At 64.6% G+C, this 22,334-nt stretch carries 17 protein-coding genes; 1 reads left to right on the forward strand and 16 read right to left on the reverse strand.

Features of this window, described 5'->3' with window-relative positions:
- Window position 1: 1 nt before the first annotated feature.
- The 6 genes from ACFQRE_RS01510 to ACFQRE_RS01535 all read right to left on the reverse strand — a co-directional run bounded on the left by ACFQRE_RS01510 (window position 2) and on the right by ACFQRE_RS01535 (window position 5,677).
- A complete protein-coding gene (locus ACFQRE_RS01510; RefSeq protein ID WP_380118076.1) occupies window positions 2-634 on the reverse strand; it encodes a hypothetical protein in 633 nt (210 codons plus the stop codon).
- Between the two features lie 320 nt (window positions 635-954).
- Complete coding sequence (locus ACFQRE_RS01515; RefSeq protein ID WP_380118078.1) at window positions 955-1,476, reverse strand: pyridoxamine 5'-phosphate oxidase family protein; 522 nt, start codon at window positions 1,474-1,476, stop codon at window positions 955-957.
- Window positions 1,477-2,155: 679 nt separating this feature from the next.
- Window positions 2,156-2,392, reverse strand: a complete 237-nt coding sequence (locus ACFQRE_RS01520) for a WhiB family transcriptional regulator (RefSeq protein WP_380118080.1) — start codon at window positions 2,390-2,392, stop codon at window positions 2,156-2,158.
- A 1-nt stretch (window position 2,393) separates the two neighbouring features.
- The gene (locus ACFQRE_RS01525; RefSeq protein ID WP_380118082.1) at window positions 2,394-2,546 is read right to left on the reverse strand and encodes a hypothetical protein; all 153 of its coding nucleotides are present in this window, start codon (window positions 2,544-2,546) and stop codon (window positions 2,394-2,396) included.
- A 225-nt stretch (window positions 2,547-2,771) separates the two neighbouring features.
- Window positions 2,772-4,376 (reverse strand): hypothetical protein, encoded by a 1,605-nt coding sequence (locus ACFQRE_RS01530; RefSeq protein WP_380118085.1) that lies wholly within the window; start codon window positions 4,374-4,376, stop codon window positions 2,772-2,774.
- Between the two features lie 146 nt (window positions 4,377-4,522).
- Window positions 4,523-5,677, reverse strand: a complete 1,155-nt coding sequence (locus ACFQRE_RS01535) for an alkaline phosphatase PhoX (protein ID WP_380118087.1) — start codon at window positions 5,675-5,677, stop codon at window positions 4,523-4,525.
- Window positions 5,678-6,146: 469 nt separating this feature from the next.
- Here ACFQRE_RS01535 and ACFQRE_RS01540 point away from each other — a divergent pair, with 469 nt between their 5' ends.
- Complete coding sequence (locus ACFQRE_RS01540) at window positions 6,147-8,996, forward strand: hypothetical protein (RefSeq protein ID WP_380118089.1); 2,850 nt, start codon at window positions 6,147-6,149, stop codon at window positions 8,994-8,996.
- A 118-nt stretch (window positions 8,997-9,114) separates the two neighbouring features.
- On the opposite strand, the gene ACFQRE_RS01545 is transcribed toward ACFQRE_RS01540, so the two are convergent.
- The 10 genes from ACFQRE_RS01545 to ACFQRE_RS01590 form a co-directional block, all read right to left on the reverse strand.
- The gene (locus ACFQRE_RS01545) at window positions 9,115-9,900 is read right to left on the reverse strand and encodes a hypothetical protein (protein ID WP_380118091.1); all 786 of its coding nucleotides are present in this window, start codon (window positions 9,898-9,900) and stop codon (window positions 9,115-9,117) included.
- Window positions 9,809-10,081 carry a hypothetical protein gene (locus ACFQRE_RS01550; RefSeq protein ID WP_380118093.1) on the reverse strand — a complete coding sequence of 91 codons (273 nt, stop codon included), beginning with the start codon at window positions 10,079-10,081 and terminating at the stop codon, window positions 9,809-9,811. Before ACFQRE_RS01550 ends, ACFQRE_RS01545 begins: the two co-directional genes overlap by 92 nt.
- A 14-nt stretch (window positions 10,082-10,095) precedes the next feature.
- On the reverse strand, window positions 10,096-10,779 hold the full coding sequence (locus tag ACFQRE_RS01555; protein WP_380118095.1) for a DUF6345 domain-containing protein: 684 nt from the start codon (window positions 10,777-10,779) through the stop codon (window positions 10,096-10,098).
- Window positions 10,780-11,755: 976 nt separating this feature from the next.
- Window positions 11,756-12,502: a DUF3800 domain-containing protein gene (locus ACFQRE_RS01560; protein WP_380118098.1), complete on the reverse strand. Its 747-nt coding sequence runs from the start codon at window positions 12,500-12,502 to the stop codon at window positions 11,756-11,758.
- A gap of 165 nt (window positions 12,503-12,667) precedes the next feature.
- The gene (locus ACFQRE_RS01565) at window positions 12,668-13,768 is read right to left on the reverse strand and encodes a Shedu anti-phage system protein SduA domain-containing protein (RefSeq protein WP_380118100.1); all 1,101 of its coding nucleotides are present in this window, start codon (window positions 13,766-13,768) and stop codon (window positions 12,668-12,670) included.
- A gap of 458 nt (window positions 13,769-14,226) precedes the next feature.
- On the reverse strand, window positions 14,227-17,622 hold the full coding sequence (locus ACFQRE_RS01570; protein ID WP_380118102.1) for a DEAD/DEAH box helicase family protein: 3,396 nt from the start codon (window positions 17,620-17,622) through the stop codon (window positions 14,227-14,229).
- A 7-nt stretch (window positions 17,623-17,629) separates the two neighbouring features.
- Window positions 17,630-18,655 carry an endonuclease NucS domain-containing protein gene (locus ACFQRE_RS01575; RefSeq protein ID WP_380118105.1) on the reverse strand — a complete coding sequence of 342 codons (1,026 nt, stop codon included), beginning with the start codon at window positions 18,653-18,655 and terminating at the stop codon, window positions 17,630-17,632.
- Window positions 18,656-18,724: 69 nt separating this feature from the next.
- Window positions 18,725-19,900: a restriction endonuclease subunit S gene (locus ACFQRE_RS01580; RefSeq protein WP_380118107.1), complete on the reverse strand. Its 1,176-nt coding sequence runs from the start codon at window positions 19,898-19,900 to the stop codon at window positions 18,725-18,727.
- Complete coding sequence (locus ACFQRE_RS01585) at window positions 19,897-21,417, reverse strand: type I restriction-modification system subunit M (RefSeq protein ID WP_380118109.1); 1,521 nt, start codon at window positions 21,415-21,417, stop codon at window positions 19,897-19,899. The genes ACFQRE_RS01580 and ACFQRE_RS01585 overlap by 4 nt, the downstream gene beginning before the upstream one ends.
- Window positions 21,418-21,595: 178 nt before the next feature.
- A complete protein-coding gene (locus tag ACFQRE_RS01590; protein ID WP_380120381.1) occupies window positions 21,596-22,297 on the reverse strand; it encodes a pentapeptide repeat-containing protein in 702 nt (233 codons plus the stop codon).
- Between the last annotated feature and the right edge of the window lie 37 nt (window positions 22,298-22,334).

A 22,334-nucleotide genomic window follows, 5' to 3' on the forward strand; every position in this document is an offset into this window, starting at 1 on the left:
ATCACCCCCTCATGGCCGCCGTTCGTGACATGGGTTGGATCAGGAGCGTGCCCTCGGCCGCGGCGATTCCACCGGGGATGAGGGCGCGCGATTGGGTGTCGCGGCCGAGCTGCGCGCACGTGCGGCGCGCCAGCTCGACGAGCGACTCCCAGGCGAAGGCGGTGATCGCGTCCGACCACAGGTCGATGACGATCGGTGGCCCGTCGGGCCGGGTGAAGGTCGACATGACGAGTCCGGTGGGGGCTTCCAGGGTGCCGACGGCGAAGGGCACGGACACCTCGGCGGGCTCGTCGAGCTGGTCGCAGCTCACGGTGACGGTCATGGTGACCAGCCCCTCGGCACAGGCGATTGCGGTCGCCGCCGTGTCCACCTCGAGCTCGCTCGCTCCCTGTTGCCAGACCAGGACGGGCGTGGTGTCGCGCGGGAGGTCGGCGACGAGGCGCACGACGTCGGCCAACAGCTTCTGGGCGTCCCGCGTGGGGATGCGCAACAGGTCCTTGGTGGGTTTGCCCACGGGGACGCGGCGCTCGAGCGGGGTGAACCACTTGGCCTTGTCGAGGGTGGTGCGCAGGCGTGACAGATCGGCGTTGTCGACCAGCGGTGCCGACACCCCGAGTTGCGCCTTGCCTGCCATCACGGACCTCCGGGGAAGGAGAAACCGGACGTCCGAGTCGAGTAACCGCAGCGGAGGTCGACAACTCGACACGCGGTGGAACCGGCTATGGCATCCACGCCTATCAGAGCAGTGTGTGACCTGGCCCACAAGGGGTCCGATGACTATTTATGCCTAGTCACCGGGCACCATTTTCGGGCCAAATGCGGTGCGTCCTTCCTCGAACTTCCGGCGCCACCGACGCGGTGGCTCATAGGCAAGGAGGAGCAGGTATGCCGTCAGATACGTTGTCGCCCCACCCACTTTTCGCGTCGGCCGAGCCCGGTGCGCCGGGCCTCGTGTCAGAAGGTGAAGCGGGTGCAGTCCTTGGGGAAGGCGAACCACGCCATGGCCCGGCGCGGGGTGATGACGCGCAACCCGCCGCCGTCCTCGCCCGACCAGGAGTCCGGTCCGGGGGAGTAGCCGCTGTCCTTGTACTTCGTGAAGGCCTCCGACAGGCGCGCGCCGAACCCGTCGGCGTCGGCGCGCGTGGCCACCGAGTCGCCCTCGATGATGACGACTTCGGTCCCGCTCTCGAGCGTCAGCGTGACCGCCGGGTTCTTCTCGACATTCTGCGTATGCCGTGTGCTCGGCGCTCCGTCGTACCAGAACTTCCCGTCCAGCCAGACGCCCCACCGCGGCACGGAATGCGGTGTGCCGTTGGGCCGGACGCTGCCGAGCCAGTAGTGCATCGACTGCACGAGACGGGGTTCGACGTCGGCCCAGGTGAGCTGCCCGTCGGTGGTCTCCGGGATGCCGTAGCCGTCCGGAAGCACGGGCCGGTCGGCGCTGGGTTCTCCAGATGCTGCTGCCGTGGTGTCCATGATGCCGACGCTAGACCCGCCCAGCGACAAGACCCACCCCCATGCGACTTCGTGCCCCAAACGGACACGAGCGTTCGGCCGAAGGCCTCGCTCATTGTGTCCGTTTGGGGCACGAAGTCGGTAGTACGACTGTCACGCAGGGGTCAGCCCTGGCGCCACTGTCCTTCCCACCACTGGCCACCATTGCGGGCCTCAGGCCGCGCAGTTTCACCCGGCCGCAGTGGGAAGCACACCCCCAACTCGGTGAAAGGCCCCCACACGACTCCATTGGCGTACCTCAGCCGGAACTGATCCATGCGACCGTCGGAGTTGTACGTGTTGATCGCGCGATCGCCGTTGCTGGCCTGACCGGTGTCCTGGAACCACCCGGCTCCCCCGTACCTCACCCGGTTGACGAGGGTGTAGGTCCGGGGGCCGCACGTGAACTGTTCAGCGACGGCGGTTGCGCCTTGCCCCGGACCAGAATCGACCGCTTGCCCGGCGCTTGCTCCGGCGAGCAGCAACCCACTGCTGAGGAAAGCTGTTGCAGCAACTCGAAGTGCCCTGCGCATCGTGACCCCCTAACGAAGTGCCTTCGCCTTTGCGAAAGCGATGGCGCAATCCCATCACGGCACCTGACGTGCTGCATCTCGTGCAAACTTCAACGACCCCCGCACTCGGGCGCCCCAATGCGAAGTGATCAGGCGGCGGCACCGTGTTTGCGCGGACGGCCCACGCTCGGTTTGCGAGCGACGATCGAACCATCGTGGAAGATCTGGCCACCCCAGACACCCCAGCGTTCGCCACGCTCGAGTGCGCCTTCCAGACATGACCGTCGCAACGGACAGCCCTGGCACAACGCCTGGGCGAGCGCGATGTCGTCGGGGGCGTCGGCGAACCACAGGTCGTCGGTGTGGACCTGACACGGTGCCCGCAACTCAGCGGCCCTTGCCCACCGCGAGCACCCGAGCGCGCACCCGGCGGATCACGTGGAGTGAGGATCCGGGACGCTCCTGCGTCTCGGGATAGAGGCCGTAGCGGGAGTGCATCTCGGCCCGTACCGCTTCGGGGGTGAGGAACGCGGTGTTCATGGCGGGTCCTTCCTGACCTGTCGGCATCAGCGGTTGCTGACAGGTCAACGGTCGTCGGCTGAGGTAGTCGCCCACATCCGGCACGTGCCGTATTTCGTGCGGGGCACCTACCTCAGCTGGGACTCGGTCGGCGCTCGCACGATGTCGGGTGAGGGAGTGTCTTTGCTTCCACATGCGAAGCAAGGACACTCCCTTCGGCGACCACCCGGCATACCCGTATCGAGATCACCCGATCGGCGGGAGCCGCCGCAGCTTGAGGTCATCGACCCGAATCCTGTCGGGGCGAGCGCGTCGGCCCTGGACACCGAACGTGAGGCCCGCCCACACCGTCGTGCCGGAGAAGCGCCCGCTCTCCTGCGTGTGGTTGAGGAGCGAGAACGGCTGGATGTTGTCGTCGGAGAAGGGGATGGAGAACGACAGCTGGTACGCGTCGGGGGCGGCGAAGTCGCCCAGCGTCAGCGGCGCTCCACCGTCGGGCGTGTAGGTGCCGGCCCAGGGCCCGGTCGACGTGATGCTGAGCCGTCCGTGCCACCCGTCGTGGTTCATGTCCCAGTCGCCCTGCCACCCGGCGTCGCGCAGCGGGCTGGCGATCTCGCCTCGCGCCATCGTCACGCCGAACGGGGCGCCGTTCCACCACGTGACCCCGGCGGCCAGCCCGTCCTCACGAGTGAACTGGTAGGCGCGGAACTCCTGGCCGGACTGGGCTCCCGGCGTGATGCGTCCGGGCTCGTCGGCGATCCAGAAGTGGAGCTGGCGTCCGTCATCCTCGGTGCGCCCGTTGACCTGCCGCGCTGCGCCACCGCCCACGAAGTAGTCGCCGAGCTTGGTGAGGTCGCCGTCCCCGTGCCGGAAGTCCTGGGTCCGCCGCAGGACGAGCTGGCCCTGCCACCCGTCGTGGTTCATGTTCCAGCGACCGAGCCATGTCGCCTCCAGATCACGCGGTGCGTCGGGCGGCTCCATTGCGGTGATCCAGGTGCCGCCCAGGAGTGGGGTGGTGGCCATGGACCAGCGCTCGGGGCCGGGCGAGCCCCAGGAGTTCTTGACGATCCACTCCTCGGTGTTGAGGTCGTAGCCGATGATGAGGAAGCAGTGGCCGGGGATGTCGGTGATGACCTCGTGGCCGGCGTCGATGACGGCCATGACGTTCTCCTTGGACGCGCTGGGCAGGAACTGCAGGGAGCGCACGCGGTAGCGGGCGGCATACCGGGCGGACGTCGGGATGAACCTCTCGTCGAACTCGAAGCGGTCGAACTGGTCCTGGTTGCTCGTCGACCAGTTCAGGGTGCCGATCGCCGGGTCGGACGTGCGGATGGTTTCGAGTTCCACGTCCGATCGGTAGGGCGCTGCGGCCTCGTCGGGGATGGCGCAGCGGGCCACCTTGGCGACGATGTCGGACGCCCCTTGGAACCCTTCGTACGAGGTGTTGTTCTCGTGGGCGGGCGAGCCACCCAGATAGAAGTCGAACAGCTCGGCGACCTTGTTGAGGTGGAAGAGGTAGTCCTCCGAGAGGTCGAGCACGACCCCGTGGTCGCGGCGGTAGGCGGCCTCCATGGCGGCCACTGTCGCGAAGGCGTAGCAGGTCCCCCGACCTCCTTGATTCCGGTATGCCGTCTGGTGCGGTTCCAGCGTGACGATGCGTCGGAGTGGGGGCCTGTCTCGAAAGACGGGCGTGCCGACGAGACCGCGGGCCTTGGCGAGCTCCAGGCGCTGGGCGATGTCCTTGCGCTGCTCGGCGACGTCAACGAGGACGTCGGGGCGAGGCGCCTGCGTCAGGAGCACGTCGTTGAAGCGCTCCAGCGTGGCGGTGTCGAAGATGTCGTGGCCGGGCATGTGTGCCTCCAGGGGATGCGGGGCGCGGGGCGCGCACCTCTCATCACGAAGGAGCGCGGGTATGCCGTCCAGATACGTTCCCGTTCCCGTGGCCGGAATATGCGTTGCCGAGGTGCGCCACGACCAGCCCGACCGACTGTCTGCCGCTAGGCCCGGAACGGGCCCTTGACCTCGTAGGTGATGCCGCCCGAGCTGCTGCCTGTCGTCCCGCGCTGCGACGAGAAGTACAAGCGGGTGCCGTCGGGGCTGAAGGCCGGCCCGCAGATTTCGCTGGAGCTCTGTCCGCTGATGCGCACGAACGGCGACACCATGCCCTCGGGGGTGATGAGGCAGATCTCCATGTTGCCGCCGTCCTCGGCCACGAAGAGGTCGCCGCCCTCGCTGCGGGTGACGTTGTCGACGCCCGACAGCGGGCTCTGCCGCAGCCTGGTCGGGTCGTAGGCGAGTGACACGCGTGAGGTCGTCGCGTCGTAGGCCCACACGCGGTTGTCGCCCTTGGTCGTGAACCAGCACGTGCCGGCCGCGTAGTAGCAGCCCTCGCCGCCGTTGAACCGCTTGGTGCCGGCGACCTGGTACCGCGTCGCGGTCGGCGAACCGTCGGGTTCGGGCACGACCGCCCAGGACACCGCGCCGTTGGTGAGAGCGGTGTCGCCGACCATGACCTCGAGCGTGCCTGCCGACAGATCACCCCACGACGTGGGCTTGAAGCGGTAGAAGCCGGAGTCCGTGACGTCCTCGGTGAGGTAGACGTAGCCGTGGTCGGGGTCGGCGGCGCAGGCCTCGTGGGTGAAGCGGCCCATCGCCGGACGCACGACCGCCGCGTTGACTCCCCACGGGTCGGTCTCCCAGACGTAGCCGGTCGCGACCTCTTCGCCCGAGAGCCACGTGCCCCACGGGGTTGCGCCACCGGCACAGTTACGGTCGGTGTTCGACAGGATGCGGCGAGCGCCCGTGATGTTGCCCGCGCTGTCGAAGGTCACCGAGCCAGCGCCACCGGTCGCGCCGATCTCGCTGTTGGACACATAGATCCAGCCGGATCCGTCGACGAAGCAGGCGCCACCGTCGGGTGCGTCGTGCCAGGTGTACGAGGAGCTCGCGACGGTCTGACCGGTGCGTGCGATGACGCGGCTGGTGAAGCCCGACGGCAGCGCAATGCCGTTGGCGTCGGCCGTGCCGAGCGCGCCGTACGGGCCCGTGACGACGAACTTTCCAGCGGCGAGGGCCTGGTCCCAGGCGGCGCCGCCGAGTGCGGTCGCGGCCGCGCCGGTGACCGTCAAACGAAGGAAGTTGCGACGTTCCACGTTGACTCCGTTCGAGGTGGAGGGGTACCTGGGGCGAACGTAGACCCTTACCGGCTGGTCCGCGACTCGAGTTCGGACTGGGGCATCTGCCCTTCACCACAGCGGACCTCGGTCCTCACAAACGCGCCTCGACCATGAGGGCCGGTGCGGCAACGGCTTCCTTGACGTCGCTCTCGGGGTGGTGTGCAGCGCACCCTGACCCGGCGACGTCACACTCCCGCCTGAGGCGTCCGCGTGGCCCGCGAGGGGTCTACCCCTGTCGGTATGCCGCCTGCTCGCCGAGCGCGGGCACCTCGCGTTCGCGCCCGTTGCCTTCGGTCTTCCCACGGTCGCTGCCGACTTCGGTGACTGCCGAGCCGGCGGACTGAGGGGGCTTTGGCGGTTGGCTAGGTCCAGGTGCCGGGCCGGCCGTAGGCTGAGCGCCGAATCGGGGAGCATCGTGCACCCAGGCAACACAGCAGGGGTGGATGTGCGAGCAGTACGCGCAGTCTCATGGGTGGTCGTCGCAGCACTGGGGTGGGTGGGTGGCGCGAGCGCCGCTGAGGCCAACACGGCTGCGGTCGAGTCCGTCGTGCGTTTGTCGGCCGCGGGGCAGGCGGACGTCGGCGATGTCGCCCTCATCGGTGAGACCGGAGCGTCCAGCCTCGGGAAGTTTGTCGTCGGCCCGCTGGCCGCCGCGCCGAAGACCGTAGTGGACGCTGCGTCAGGGACGGTGACGGTGACCGTCACCGACACGCACGTCGGCACCACGGCATCGCTGACGATGGCGTGGCCGATTCGCACAGGTTCGTGGTCGATCGCGTCTGACGGAGCCCCGGAGCAGCGGGCCTCCATGACACGCGGATCCATGAGCTGCACGGTGATGTCCGGGAGCCTGACGGTGCACCGGGCGGAGCGAACCTCGACCGGAGCGGTGTCCTCCCTGTCCGCAGATGTCACCGGGGGACAGTGTGGGATCACCCAGGCCGGCGGCATCAACGCCTACGTCCGGATCGGCGACCCCGACCCCGCTCGCGCCCTGGCGATCCCACGCGCCGACCCTGTGCGGGTCCAGCTGGGCGCTCCCAAGGACTCGCAGGTCACCCAGCAGGTGACCCTCACGAACACAGGCGCCAAGGCATGGGCCGTGGGGAAGGCAGTGACGACTGGGAGGACGACCTACAACAGCTTCACCGTGGTGCCGGAGTCCAACACGTGCACCGGGAAGACGTTGGCAACAGGGGAGACATGCACCCTCTCCGTGACCGCCAAGGCCCCGGCGTTCATGTTCGAGGAGAACCTTCTCGTCGGCGGAGACGGTCTCGTGTGGACCGTCGTGCCACTCCACGTCGAGGGATACCTGCCGGTGAGCCCGCCCACAGACGTGACCGCCGCACCGGGTCGCCTCTCGGCCACCGTCTCGTGGAAGCCCTCGAGCACCTCGCCCATCACCGGCTACCGGGTCTACGACGTCAGCGGCGGGGCGCGCACGCTTGTGGCCACGGCAGAGGTTTCCGCCACCCAGGCCGTCGTCCCGGGCGAGGGCCCCCGCAGCCTCGCCGTGGTCGCGGTCAACGGTCGCTACGCGGAGTCGCCGGACGTCGTCGTGGACGTCCCCTCCGTCCAGAGCGAGGTGGTGGGCAACGACTGGTATGGCTTCTCGGTCGCCGTCCCGACCACCGATGCCGGGACAGCGCCGGCATCGCCCGCCTCGCCGCGCAAGCTCGGGCTCGAGCGAGTCGACCTCGATCCGTCTCGCACCCGGTGGGTGTCCTGGGCGCGCTCGGACGTGAGTGTGTGTCCCGTGGCCACCGAGCAGTGCGTCACCGTGCCGGGGACCGCGGGCACCGGTGATGCCGACGCGCCTCGCGATGCGGTGTGGCTCCCGGACGGTCGGATCGCCTTCCTGCGTGGGTGGTCCGAGGAGCTGCGCACCCTCTGGATGGTCAACGTCGATGGCTCCGGTCTGCGCAAGGTCGCCAGCCTGCCGGGACGTGTGCAGCTCGCCGCGACCGCAGACAACGGCCAGGTCGTCGTCCACAGCCTCGAGGGTTTCGGCCGCCTCGAGCGAGTCGCCCTCGCCGACGGCCGCGTCACGCCGGTGCCCGGCACCGAGTGGGTCGACGACTTCACCGTCACCACCCAGGGACGGCTGGTCGTTGAGAGCCGTGACGACAAGTCGGTGACGAACGGTCCACGCACCACGACCCTGATGAACCTCGACGGCTCGGGGGCACGTCGACTCGCCCTCCCGCCCGGCGACAACCGGCAGGCCACGTTCAACCACACCGGCTCCCGGGTGGCCTTCGCGCGCTACACCAGCGACCGGGAGGCGACGCTGTGGTCCGCAGCGGCCGACGGGTCAGGCGCCGAGCAGATCTCGCCCACCATCCTCGGCTGGATCGACCTCAAATGGTCCGTGGGCGACCGCCTCGCCCCGACGACGACCGTCACCATCGGCAGCCACACGGGCCGTAGCGCCACGCTGGCCATCGGTGCGGCGGACGGCGACGACCTCGAGGGCTCGCTGCGCCGACAGTGCCGGCTCGACTCGGGGGCATGGACCGCATGTGGCCCGTCCCTGATCCTCACCGGACTGGCCGCTGGCTCCCACTCGGTGAGTGCGCAGGTCACCGACCCCAGCGGCAAGCAGTCAGCGGTCGTCACGAGGAGCTGGGTCGTCGACGCCGCCGCTCCCACGGCGACGCTCAACGCCCCTGCGCTCGTCCAGACCGTCAGTCCGATGACGCTGACGTGGGTGGCATCCGACACGGGTGGCTCCGGCCTGGCCAGCTATGACGTCCGGGCCCGGACCGCGTCGCCGTCCGCAGGCCTCGGCGCCTACCAGTACCCCCGGTCGTGGCAGAAGCTCACCACCCGATCGCTGCCGCTGACGCTCACCAAGGGGGACCAGTACTGCTTCTCCGTGCGGGCCCGGGACCGCGCCGGCAACCTCGGCGGCTGGAGCACGGAGCAGTGCACGTCCATGCCGCTGGACGACGTGAACCTGACAGCCTCGACGGGGTGGACCCGAGGGAAGCAAGCGAGCTACCTGTTCTCGACGTACAGCACCACGGTGAGGAACGGTGCGCAGTTGACCCGAGCCGGAGTCAGCGCCAAACGCCTCGCACTGGTCGCCACGACCTGCCCAACGTGCGGCACCGTCGACGTCTATCACGCAGGGGTCAAGGTCGGCCGGGTGAGCCTGTACTCGTCGACCACCAAGATCCGTCAGGTCAAGCTGTTGCCGCTCCAGACGAGGACCCGCTACGGGACTGTCACCGTCCGCAGCGTCAGCACCAAGCGGGTTCACATCGACGGGCTGGGCTTCATCCACTGACGCTGCCCGGACCCTCCCCGTCCGCCCGCCGGCCCATGGGTCCCTTCGTCATGACAACGACTGACCGGCGTCAGAACGCCGTGGGCCTGTGGCCACACGGCGTCCTGACTTTGCCCCGCTACTTGCCGCGGACGCGACCTCTCACGACGACGCCCGGCTCGAGCTGCCCGCCGCCGTAGCCCGCTTCAGCAAGCGCCTTGGGGTGCGCCAGCGGGAGGTACTGACCGAAACGCACGCTCACCGTCTCGTCCTTGCCGACCTCGACGCCGCTGATCTCGCCCTCGACCATGAGGGCCGGAGCCGCGAACGTCTGCACGACATCGGCCGGCAGCGCGAGCAACCCGAAGGTCGCCGCCGTGATGGTGATGCGACCCTCGCCCTCGCGGATGCCGTGACCGGACCAGCTCTGGGCGAGCAGCCCGGAGAACGCCTCGTCGAGGGACTGGGTCGCCACCTCGCCGGCGGTCTCGATGCCGCGGTTGACGTGGAACATCCGCGCCAGGGCCGGGCTGCGACCGTCGTCCTCGGGGTCGAAGTGAAGGTTCGTCTTCGCGCCGGGACCGATGAGCGGAAGTCCGTGGACGGCATACGCGAATCGGACTGTTGCGCGCCCGGGTCCGCTGTCGACCTCCTTGCCGTCCTCGGTGAGCTGGGCCCACTGGCCAAGGCTCACGTCGAAACTGTCGTGCTGGTCGCGAATTCCGAAGCGGCTCAACAGTTCCAGGCCGTGGTGGCTCAGCTCCTTGGCCGCAGAATCGCCGAGACGGTAGGTGCCGTCATCGGCGCGTTCGACCTGTGACCACGTCCGCGATTCATCGGCGTATGCCGTGAGTCGCTCGACGTTCCGGGCACGGACCGCGCCGCTCGCCGAGAAGACCTCGACTTGGCCTCGGTCGCTGCCCACGGCATACCCGTGGGGGACCTGGGCGGTGCCCCTTGACGTCGATGTCGAGCACTTCGGCGATGGCTCGCGTGGTCTCGGCGCTGTCGCGCAGGCAGGGCGGGGTGTGGGTGACCACCGGGGTGGTCCTGGGGATGTCGGGCAGGTCGACCTTGAAGTCGATGTCGGTGAATTGCAGTGGCATGACTGGCTCCTCGCTCAGCAGGTGCCGCGCGCGGTCCAGAAGGACCGGTTGCTGACGGGGTCGTTGGACTCGGCGACGCGCAGCCGCTCGTTGTAGGTCGGGGCGTCCGGGGACTCGGCCCGCAGGTACGCCCACTGGACGCCGCTGCCCTCGACGATCTCGTTGGCTTCGGCCCACGCTTCGCGCACCGGAATGTCGACGCGGAAGAGCCAGCTGCCGGACCAGTAGTAGAGCCACGCGGCATACATGGCGAACCACGTCCCGCGTGAGGCCTGGCCGGCGCCGGAGAACGAGTGGTTGTGGAAGCCGAGCATGTAGTGCAGCCGCTGGAACGCCGGGATCCAGCGTCCGACGGAGTTGCTCGACGTGTGCTCGAGGAGGTCGCAGGCGTGCGTCGCGAAGATCTCGAGGTCGTTCTTGCCGAAGTCGATGCTCTCGCTCGCGTTGACGCGGCCATCCCAGACGAGGAACTCGTTCGGGTTGCCGTGCGAGCTCATCTGCATCACGTCGACCTGATCGCTGCGTTGAGTGGTGTTGGCGGTCGTCACGAAGTCGGACTCCTTGACGTCGCTCTCACCATGGTTCTGGGTCCAGTCGAACTCGGACAGCCCGCCGAGCGTCGACGCGAAGCCTTCAGCCTCGAGCCGGCGCCCGTCGATGGTGTCTCTAATCCACCACGACCCCACGTACTTGGCCATGTCGTGCCCCCTTGCTTTCCTGTTTCACCACCGGGAGTCGGTGGCGACACAGGGAAGGAGGCGCGGGTATGCCGTCCAGATACCTTCGCTGCCAGCTGGCCATTTCGCGGTCGCAGGGGGAGTGGCCCGCTTGATGCCGCAAGCCAGCTGCGTGGTACGAACCAGCCCCACGTCAACTGGTATGCGCGCCTGCTCGCTGAGCACGAACGTGCCGAGACAACTCCGGCGACCGCCTCGGAGTTTTCGGAATCGTGGACCTAGCAGCTCGGAAGGCGAGGCCCGGCCCCCCTGCTCCTCCCGTTCTTCACCAACCTTGGGGTCCAAGACAGGCACAGGCGACAAAGACGCCGAACTTGCTGTGGCCGCCCGAGCCAAGATGCCCCTCATCGCAAGCACGAGGACAGAATCTGGTGGACGAAATTCACAACGGGCCCTGGCAAGCGCCGGGGCACACTGGTGCTCAGGCTCTCACCTCGTCAGCGCATCCAGGTTAGTGCTCGTATGGCGGGGGTCGGGTCACCCTGCGCCTGTCGGGGTTGCGGTTAGTCGCAACACCTACGACGTGGTGCAGGTGTCCAAGGGTCAGGTCTTCACGCCGGTCGTCCGCAACGTCACGAAGGCGAACGGTACGACGGCCAGCGTGAAACTGAAACTTCTAGACGCCCCTTTGCGCGGGCCCAAGACCGCAGCATCACGTCGCCCCGTTCCCCGAAGGGTCCGTGCCGCCCCTGGGCAGCGCCGCAATGTCGCCGTTCGCGTCACTCCAGGAGATTCCGGTAAGGCGTGCCGGGCGGTTGATCATTGAGGTGATGCGAGCACGAACTGCTCCCGGTAGGGCAGTTAGTTGGTGTCACACGTCCGAAATATGATTAGATGTCTAAATACCGGAGCCCTCCGGAACCTGCCGCGGATCGCCAGCGGTGCTGCCACCGCCCTCCTTCAGTGGATCGGCCCGTGGAGGTTCCCGAGGGCTCCGTCATTTTTTGCACTGCGCGCACGGAAACCAAGCTTCGGACGTCAGCACACTGTTTTGGGGCATGCTCATGATCCCAAGCGGTATTGCGCAGGACTCGGAATTACGAATTTTGTGCCAGACACTTAGCAAATACTTTGGCTCGACATAGCCGAACTGTCCCGACGGCCAAACTGCGGACTTCAGAAATCCTCCAAATAGGTCGGCGGCTTCACTTTCCCGATAACGATCTGCTGGAACCCATTGGATCGATTTCACCAAATGATCCGGCACACGCGCATCGCTTGACGCCTCGCGCTCGATGTACGTCTTCGTACCCTCATGATCGTGGTGCTTCACGTGGCCGAACCGGATAATCACCTCCGTCGCTCCCATGTTGCGACTTGCCCAAACTATTGACTTATAGGTCATGAACGCGAGGTAGTTGTAAAAGCGCTCCTTATCCCCAACATAAGAGCCAGGCTGAAGCGCTGCTTTCTGTGCAAAGACGTAACAAACCTTAATTCCTTCAACTGCACCAAGCACGTCCGCAGCGCGTCGCCTTCGATCATGTGTCTTGGCGTAGTCCTTCCAGGACAGGGTCTTGTCGTTTGGTACGCATAGATCGGCTCGCAGAATTTGGACTGCAGCCTGAATTGCGGAGGCGCGATCTTCTGGGACAAGTATTGCCGCCATTCCGAAAACAGGACTCGACGAGGGAGCAGCTCCCCGATCGCCAGTTTCATCGACGTATGCATACACTCTGGTCACTTGCCCCAAGATACAGCTCCTCAACGCTGGGGAAGCGATATCCCGCAGCTTCTGTAGTTGCCATTCCAGGCCGCGCAGACGCCTCAGGCCCGGGAAACCACGCTTGGGGGCTCAGCCGAGCCGTACCTGCGCTTCGCGCTTGTCAAAACCTGCGACGCCAGGGGCCTATTCGCCACTCAATAGTGACTTCAAACCTTTGAGGCGCTCGAGAATCTCGTCATACGTAATGACCTCCACGCCGCTCAATCCCGCCCGGTAGCGCATGAAGGATTCCTTTTCCTCATTTGAGAGATTGCCGATGGAACCGGCGATCACTGCACCCAGGACGACGCCCGAATCGAGGTCGGGAGAGTTGATCGTCCGACTGAGGATCAGCGGCAGATCTCTGATCGCGGATTGGACTTGGGCCTGAATTTGTGCCACCGCCCCCGTCAACTCTCTGTTCGGAGGAAAAACTTTCGCTGAATCACGACCCCTATACGGTCCCGCGATTAGGAGCGTCGTGGGAGTCTTGATCTCGACCAGGTGGACGTTTCGCGAAACGGTGTTCACGAGCAGAAAGTCTGGCTGCTGAGCTCCGGTCCCATGAAGACTCGGTACCCGGACTTGGACCTGTTCCCCCACGTGGGCAATCGGTGCGGCAAAGAGTTGCTGAAGAGCAAAAGTATTGACGCTAAAGAAGTGTTGCCATGTGTCCTCTTTTCCAGCAGATGGGCCGACCAAGGCCGCCTCAAACTGTTCGATAAGGACCTCAAGTGTTACAACATCGAGATCAGCGCGAAGGCGACCAATCGCTTCCGGATTCTCTGTGATGGCCGTGCGAGACTCGGCCGCAATCAGTTCGATCAACTCAGATCGGCCGAATTCGTCGAGTTCCGTCTCTCCTGAAATGACTCGTGTCATGGACTTGATGATCGGCAACTTTCCCGGCGATGGAGGTCTCATCGCTCGCCCAACCCTTTCGGCGACGAGATTGTGAGCCTCGGCATCCCTCAATCTTCCGAAAACGGTGGAGGCACGATCTCGATGGCGGTCCACTGCCCTAATGAAGGCTTCAAAGTCCGTCAGTCTGATTCGCAGCACATCATCGTGCTCGATTGTGTCGGAATCACCCCCCAGTCTAAGGGCAGAACACTTTGTAGCCTTCTCAATTTCTCCGATAAGAGGACGATACGCTTGCGGGAACGTCAAGCCATATCTGTAGATCACCCCCAGCCCCTTCGGCAGCCCTCCCAAGGCAGGCTCATTATCGCGCTCGGTATACACGACAGCATCCTCAGCATCCCAGGGCCAAACTGACGTGTCGATCTGGATCTCCCGTACCTGAGATGAGGCTGAATCACTCCCAACATCTGCGCCAAGGCGGGGGTATAGGTGCAACAGTTTTGAGCTCGCGACATACCGCGCCATCTTCACGCCGTCTCCGTCGTGTTCACCGTGGCGCGTTACGACAAGCCCGTCAGTGTTCTTCGAAACTTTCACGTGTCCCCATGAGGAGGGAAAGCGTTCGGGCTCCGGCATATGAAATCCTCCAAGGCGCGGCGGGTCTGCGTGAGAGTCGCAGTGTCATTGGGGCGTGGGTATGTCAAAGAAGTATCGGGCGTTCGCGACGACGGACTCCATGGGCATCAGGTCATAGTGCCGCGACTTGGCCGTCGAGACCCAAGGACCATAGGAATCCAACCGCAACAATGCGTCCGTCGCATGGTCGTTCGGACTGCACGTCAGGCAACGCTCGTGACACTAATGGCATGGGCCCTGACCTCGTCGAGAATAAGGACCATCCGATCGACGTCCTCGTCCTCGAAGAGGAAATCCGGGCCGGTCGGCGCATGATCGGTGAACGGCGCCTCGTAGAGTCGCCTGGCCTCCATGATTCCATTGACCGTGAGCTGCTCCACGATCAGTTCGACGAATCGAATGCGTGTGACGGTCATGGTGGAGTCAGCAAGGAAGTCTGAGAACGCCTCGCTCGCTGCTTCACGATCCAACCCAACCAGTCCACGAATGAACAGGCCCAGTCCCTGGGACTCCTCGCGTGCGCGAGCGATGTCCTCAGGTCCGCCAGCTCCTGATGAAGCGAGCAGCTCCTCAAGGGCCGAAAGGTCGGTCTCAGTGAGCTGCCTGTTGCGACGCACTTTCTCGAGGGCGACGTTGTCCCCGTGCTCCAGAAGGAACGCGCGCGCCTTGGCCTTGAAGCGCTCCCAGTTCGTCCCGACCGCAACCCCCGGCAGAACGACAACTGAAGAGTCACCGATTTCGTCCTCGAAGTTCGTGTAGACGATGGCGCGCTTGGTCTTCTCGAGCAACCGGACGAGCCCACGGATGCGGCGACGGGCCAGCTCAAGCATCGGCAAGGTGACGTCGACCCACCACTCGTCCTCCGAGACCTCCGCCAAGAGGCCTTGTTGTTCGGCGATAGCAGGGATCGCTGTCTGGTCGAGTAGCCCCGATGCGATCTGCTGCACCTGCCGTCGCAGGCGATCCAAAGTGAGCGCGTCGCCGTCGAGGCGGGCAAGTTGGATCTTGAGCATCACCAGGTCGAAGCGCTTGGCGTCCTCGTCGTTGTCACGCACCGACGAAGGCAGTCCGGCGAGGTGTTGCGCAACTTCACCGGCCTCTTGGGGGGACAAGACAGCCCAGCGCTCCCACGTGGCATACGTCTGCACCCATTCGCGCTCAGGGCGCACGATGAAGTTGTCCAGGTTCATCCCGGCCACGATCTCGTGGAGGTGTGTCGCCGTGTCCTTCCGCAACTCCGCGACCGCACCCTCAGAGTCGTCCGCATCCAACGCGGCAAGGAGCCCAAGGCGAGCCTCAAACAGCCTCTGGCCCAACGACTTCTGCAATGACCCCTCGGATCCAGCACCGGGCTGGTTGAAGTACTCAAGGTTCATGCAGAAGTCGAAGACGTAGAAGTTCTTCTTGTCATCGCCCGGCCCGTAGAGGTCCGGTGACAGTCGCGTCCCGCGTCCGATCATCTGCCAGAACTTCGAGACGGACCGGACCAACTTGAAGAAGACGAGGTTGACGACCTCGGGGACGTCAATGCCGGTGTCGAGCATGTCGACACTGATCGCGATGTGCGGCGCCTTCTCCTTGCTGGAGAAATCGTCTATGAGCGACTGTGCGTACTCGGTCTTGTACGTCACTACTCGCGCGAAGTCCCCCGCGAACTCTGGGTATGCCGTGTCGAACCGTTCGCGGATGAACTCGGCGTGGGCGTTGTTCTTCGCGAAGATGATCGTCTTGCCCAGCCGGTCCCCGCCAGCGACCTTGTGGCCGTGTTCCATCAGATGCTTGAGCGCCTTGTCGACGGTGTCCTCGTTGAAGAGCCACTTGTTGAGCTCCTCTGGGTTGACATCGGTGGGCACGACGTCGTCCTCGCCCCACTCCAACGAGTCCCACTCCTCCTTTTCGTCGTCGGAGAGCTCGCCGTAGTGGATGCCGGTTCGCATGAACCTCAGCGGGACGGACACTCCGACGGGCGGCACAAGGTAGCCCTCGGCGACGGCCTCATCCAAGCTATAGGCGTCGGTCGGGACCCCATCTTCAAGATGGAAGAGCGAGTAGGTGTTGCGGTCGATCTCGTCCTTGGGTGTGGCCGTGAGCCCCACGAGCATCGCGTCGAACCAGTCGAAGATCGCGCCGTACTTCGCGTAGACCGAGCGGTGGGCCTCATCAATCACGATGAGGTCGAAGTAGCCAGGACCGAACTGGCGTCCCCCGTTCTTGTCGGTGTCGTTGATCAGGCCCATCATCGTGGGGTATGTCGCCACGAACACGCGGCCGTTCGCGTCCTTCTCGGTAATCAGGTTGACCGTCGAAGCCGAGGGCAGGTGGGTCTTGAATGCACCGACCGCCTGGTTCACGAGAGCCACGCGATCCGCAAGGAAGAGAACGCGTTTGGCCCAGCCCTGCTTCATGAGCTGATCGACAAGCGCGATGACGGTGCGGGTCTTGCCAGATCCTGTGGCCATGACGAGCAGGGCCTCACGGCGCTTAGCTTCGAACGCCTCGCCCACCGACCGGATCGCCCGCGCCTGGTAATGCCGCTCCACGATGGACTTGTCGATCACCGCGCTCTCGAGTGGCAGCCGTGTCTGGCGGCGCTGGACCATGAGTTCGAGCTCGTTCTTGGTGAGGAAGCCCGATATCTTCCGTGGGGGATAGCCAGCCGCGTCATCCCAGATCCAGCGGTCGTACCCATTGGTGCACATGATCACCGGGCGGCGGCCTGTCATGGACTCGAGACAATCGGCATAGAGCTTCGCCTGCTGCTGCCCGACCATGGCCTCACGCATGGTGCGCTTGGCCTCGACAATGGCGAGCGGCAATCCGTCGTCGCCCCAGAGGACGTAGTCGACAAACCCCTTGCCCTGCGCGTTCGGCATGCCCGAGACGGGATACTCGCGCTCCCGCTCCTGACTCAGGTCCCATCCCGCCTCGCGGAGGTCCTGGTCGATGAATTGGACCCGAGTCTCGGCCTCGGAGACATCGGTCGTGAGAGCCTTCGGCGTCTTCGCTGCCTGAGCAGCGGCTACTGCCGCGCGGGCCTCGTCAAGCTCTGCCTGCAGGGAAGCGTTACTCGCCTTGGCGTCTGCGAGCGCTGCATCCTTGGCCTCGAAGGCCGCGAGCAGTCGAGTGAGTTCGGTCGGTGACAGCGGTGGCTGGCTTCCGGCGTCGGCCGGTGATGGGATGAGCGACGGGTCGTAGTCTTTCGACGTTGGCACATCGTCCGGGGCCGTCGAATACGTGTATGCCGCCCACTTGAGGATGTCGTGCAATTGCCGGAGAACGTTGAGCGCCGTTTGAGGCGTGATATCCCGGCTCTCATGAACAGCGACGTTGCCGGTCTTGCGAATGAGGTTGGCCCGGGTGGCGATGTCGGGGCCGACGACAGCGCGGAAGCCACTGTCACCCAGGCGGGCAGCAAGGTCCGACTTATAGGGAACGGTCAGCCGCTCCAGGTCATAGATGCGGATGACGACTTGCTCCACGACGCGTCGCGCGTAGAAAACGCATGAGCGGGCATCCGTGCTTCCGTAGGCCTCAGCGCGGACCGCGTCGCCGCGTGTCTCACCCCAGGATTCAGGTACGAAGTCGAAGTTGGTCGCCACGACCAGATCAGTCCTCGTCCATGGGGAAGTGTTTGGCAAGGCGATCGAGGGTGAACTCCTGACGGAGTTTGCAGGCGCTGTTCTGGTTCGCGAACATGCCCTTCTCCCAGTACGCCTGCTCCATTGGGAGCGCAGTGAACCACCGAACCGGCACAACCCACTCGGTCTCCTCGTCGGTCTCGGTTGCCCCGCCATGCTGGTAGGTCCCGACCAGCGACTGACTCACCAGAGCGACATCGACGCCATCCACTGTCACTTGGGCAGTGTCGAAGCGCTGCGCCGGACCGGTTGTCTCACCGACAGCGACGTAGCCCCGCTGGGGTATGCACACGTTGACCCGAGCGCCGACGGGCAGTTCGCGCAGGGTGCGTGAGTACCACGCCCCACCTCCAGCTGAGACGAAGCCGTACTTCCGGCCGTCTTCCCACTTACGTCCGCCGGTGTAGGCGCCGAAGGAAACGAACCAGTCCCGCTCGTTCCACTCGGCGCGCTTCCCCCTCTTCGTCTTTGTGGGTCCAGTCGCACTCCCTGAGGACTCGTAGTCCCGGGCCAGCCACGTCCGCGCCAGATAACGCCGACCCTCGTCCTCCAAAAAGGAGAAGAACACCGCGTTGATGGGAACGCCGAAGTCCCGTAGGTAGGTCACGATGCGCTCAGAGCTCGAGTCGAGGTCTGTCGCGATGACTGTGAGTTGAAGATCTGCGTTCAGCTCGTCCGGTGCGGACTCGTTGAACGTGTCCTCGAACGCGCTCTCGAACGGCACCTGCAGATGCTCATTCGCGATCTCGATGACGGACTCGCGGTCGAGGGTGGACACCCACGAGCCGTAGTCGAGGACCTGAGCAACGACGTCCCGAGGAGTCTTGTCCCGCTTGAGTTCGAGGACGTGAAGGTTCCCGTCCGCGTCCATGGCAAGGAGGTCGATGTACTTGCCGTGAGGTGTGCGGACCTGCCGCCCAATGACAAGAAGGCGCTCGCCCAGCAGCGACGCGTCGCGTACAAGGAAGTCCTCTAGCGTCGCCTCCGACGGCATCGTCGACACGCTGAGCTGACGCGGAGCATCACCGTCGATCCTCCAGATCCCCATTTCCACCGGCATGCTTCACAGCCTGCCTGAGAAAGCACGCGCGCGCAGGGCGTTGACAAGCTCCTCTATGCCCGCCGCGCTGTGTCTGGCTGCCGATAGTTGGGCCTCTACCTTCGAGACTGTTTCCTCGAACTCTCTCTGCTTGGCGAGAGGCGGTACCGAAATTTGCAGGTTGAGCAATCGCGCCTTGGAAATATTGGACATTGATGCGGCGGATCCTGACGCGAGTCGCCGCACAGCGGACCGGGTCCGCGGGGCCATCAAGGCTCTCTGCAGGTACGTTCCGGTGACGACCTTAGGGTCAAAGTTGAGACGGAAGACGAGATCCGGAAGCAGAAGCCGCTCCGGGGTCTCGTGGACGAGTGCAACAGCGCCCACCAACTCTGGAGTGTTTTTCCTTGTCATGAGCACGTCTCCCGGGTCGACAAGCCGATCTGTCGCTAACACATTTCCCAAAAATGCCTTGTTCTCGCTTGGTCGATACTCGCCATAAGTAACGGCTCCGAGTTTCAGGACACCGTATTCGTCCCCAATGCGAGGACGCGGTTCACAGACCGGACTGCGCCCATTCTCGATGGAGACAAGGATTTCCCTGAGCGGCACCTGACTTGCTGGCTCCGAAGCACTTTCCCCAAAGTGCCTAACGAAGGCAGCCATCCCGAGGGCCCCGAGCGCATTCACCGATTTCAGGCGCAAGTCACGAAGGTGCTGAGCGCTGTCCAAGATGTCTGCGATGCGGCACTGCTCATCGATCGGCGGCAACAGCACGTCTAGGGACTCCACGACGTCACGTGTAACTCCCTGGATAGTCGCACCGCGTGCTCGACTCTTGAAGTACGCGCCCTTGGCTCGGATCAGTTGCACGAGATACCGCTTGTCAAGGCGGTCCGGATCTGGAGAAATTGCCGTGATGTCTTGGCTGAAACACAGTGGACGATCGGCCACAGCAACTTTTCCTACGCTGGTTCGCGTCACGAGTAGGATCGTCCCGGCCGGGACAGGGGACGTTGCTGATGACCGTATGGCGTCATTGGTGATGTACGAGCGGGGATTGATGTCACCGGTTAGGGAGATGTCTGCGCCCGTGATCCACGCTTGATCCCCCTCGTAATAGCCAGGAACCTTCCTGGATGGGGTCCCACCTGATTGAAATCGAGCGAGCTCACCCAAAGGCACCGTGCGAGTCGTCACTTGAGCATCGCCTTCAGACCAGCCAAGCCTTGCTGGATCTCCGCCTCCAGTTTCTCGAGGTCCACGATGATGTCGCGAGGGTCCCGATGCTCGACATCCTCGTGGACGATCTCCTTGTAGCGGTTCAGGGACAAGTCGTAGCCGTGGGCGACGATGTCCTCCTTTGTCACCGCGAACGATTGGGCGGTTCGGGCGCGGCCTCGCTCAGACTCGGACTCCCTTGCCTGCCAACGCTTCACGACGTCAGGCAAGTTGTTCTTAAGGTGCTCCTCGTCGGAAAGGGGAGCGGACGGCATACAGCCGAGTTTGTCTTCCGGCAGCAGGAACGAGCGTTTGTCGTCGAGACTCTGACCGTCCGCCTGGACGTCGTAGAACCAGACGTCGTCCGTACCACCCGAGTCTGTGCGGGTGAAGAAGAGGATCGCGGTGGATACACCTGCATACGGCCGGAACACACCCGAGGGAAGCTTCACGACACCATCCAGCTTCTGCTCCTCGACGAGGCGCTGGCGGAGGGTCTTGTGCGCGGTACTTGACCCGAAGAGGACGCCGTCGGGAACGATGACGGCTGCTCGACCGCCGGGCTTGAGGAGGCGAAGGAAGAGGGCAAGGAAGAGGAGCTCTGTCTTCTTCGTCTTCACGTCCTTGCGGAGGTCATCGTCCATCGACTCGTAGTCGAGGCTGCCTGCGAACGGGGGATTTGCGAGCACGAGCGTGAACATCCCATCGGGGTCCTCAATACCGTCGGCCAGCGAGTCGCGGTAGCGGATGTCGGGGGCCTCGATGCCGTGGAGCAACATGTTCATGCTGCCGATGCGGAGCATGGCGCTGTCGAAGTCGTAGCCGTGGAACATCGAGTTGTTGAAGTGCTGGCGCTGGGTGGCGTCGGTCATGACGCTCGGGTGGGTCTTGCGAAGGTGCTCGGACGCGGCCACCAAGAAGCCGGCCGTGCCACATGCCGGATCGCAGATCTCGTCGTCCGGCTTGGGCGCCGTCATCGCCACCATGAGCTGGATGATGTGCCGCGGTGTGCGGAACTGGCCATTCTGGCCAGCGGTGGCGATCTTGCTGAGCATGTACTCGTAGAGGTCGCCGTTGGTGTCGCGGTCGTGCATGGGTACGTCGTCGAGCAGGTCGACGACCTTGCTGAGCAGGGCCGGCCCGGGGATGGTGAAGCGGACGTCGCGCATGTGGTCGGAGTAGGTCGAGCCCTCGCCGCCGAGTTCGCGAAGGAAAGGGAAGACCTCGTCGCCGACGACCTTGAACATCACGGCTGAGTCGTCGTTCTTGAAACGCGACCAGCGCAGGTGCTCCTGGCCCGGGAGGAACGTCGGGTTGGTGACCGGCTCCTTGAGGCGGCGGGCCTTGTTTTCCTGGAGGGTCTGGAGATCGTCGAGACGCCGGATGAACAGCAGGTAGGTGATCTGCTCGATGACCTCGATCGGGTTGCTGATTCCCCCGGACCAGAAGGCATCCCACACACGGTCAATCTTGCTCTTCAGGTCTCCAGTGATCACGCTTGGCAGGCTACCCATGGCGGGTCCTCCTCGCTGACGCAGGGAGGAATCGTCAACGGGATCAGACTCGAGAGGGCGAGCTACCGATCCGCCGGCTTCAGCTCGCGCGGCCGCAGTACGATTCCTCACCTCCGGCCCCGATCGGCGCCCCAGCCCGAAGCATCTCGCGCCCTCGACTTCATTGGAAATCACAGAGTCTCTGGCTTGTCGGCAAGTGAGGAGAACACTCAGGGTCGACTTCACGAAGTCGGACCAAATAGGGGTTCTCTGTCAATGAATTAGGCAGGCGAACGTTCAGGATGCTCTCGGCTTCTGATAACTGTGCAGACCTCAGCCCTTCGGCACCTTCGAAGGTGGAGAAACGAAGGTTGGCATCCCTGAAGGTCGCCCCATCGAGGCGGCTGTGGCTGAACCAAGTTCGACAGAGGAGCGCACCGTCGAACCGAACGTTTCGAAAGTCAAGGTCCTGCAGGCTGGCGTATGAGAGGTTTACCCGACTGAGGTCAATGGACTCCGTGAGGTCCCCTCGGGTTTCACCGATCGCCTGTAACGCGAGCGTCGCTTCACTAGGAAACGGCGCGGGTGGAGGCTTCATGCAATACGCGAATGAATTAATGCCGGGGTGCTTCGGCGAGTGGTCACGAATGAAAATGACTAGCGAGTCGATAATCGCGGCCCGGACCGCTGCCGTTGTCTCCGGATCTAGCATTGCTATTCGAAGGCGCGATATCGACGCCGTCCGGTGCCCGGCCACAGGACTGCCTAGGCCGGAGAGCGAGTCGTCGATCCCGACACTTGTGGAAGATCTTGGCACGTTGACCGACGGGGAAACGACGCCACTAGCGGGCGCAGTGGGGGTGACTCCGTTGCTATCGCGCATCGACAGTGGCACGACCACGCCGCTCAGGAGGGCGATG

The sequence above is a fragment of the Knoellia pratensis genome, assembly GCF_042666395.1.
In the GTDB taxonomy this organism is placed as follows: domain Bacteria; phylum Actinomycetota; class Actinomycetes; order Actinomycetales; family Dermatophilaceae; genus Knoellia; species Knoellia pratensis.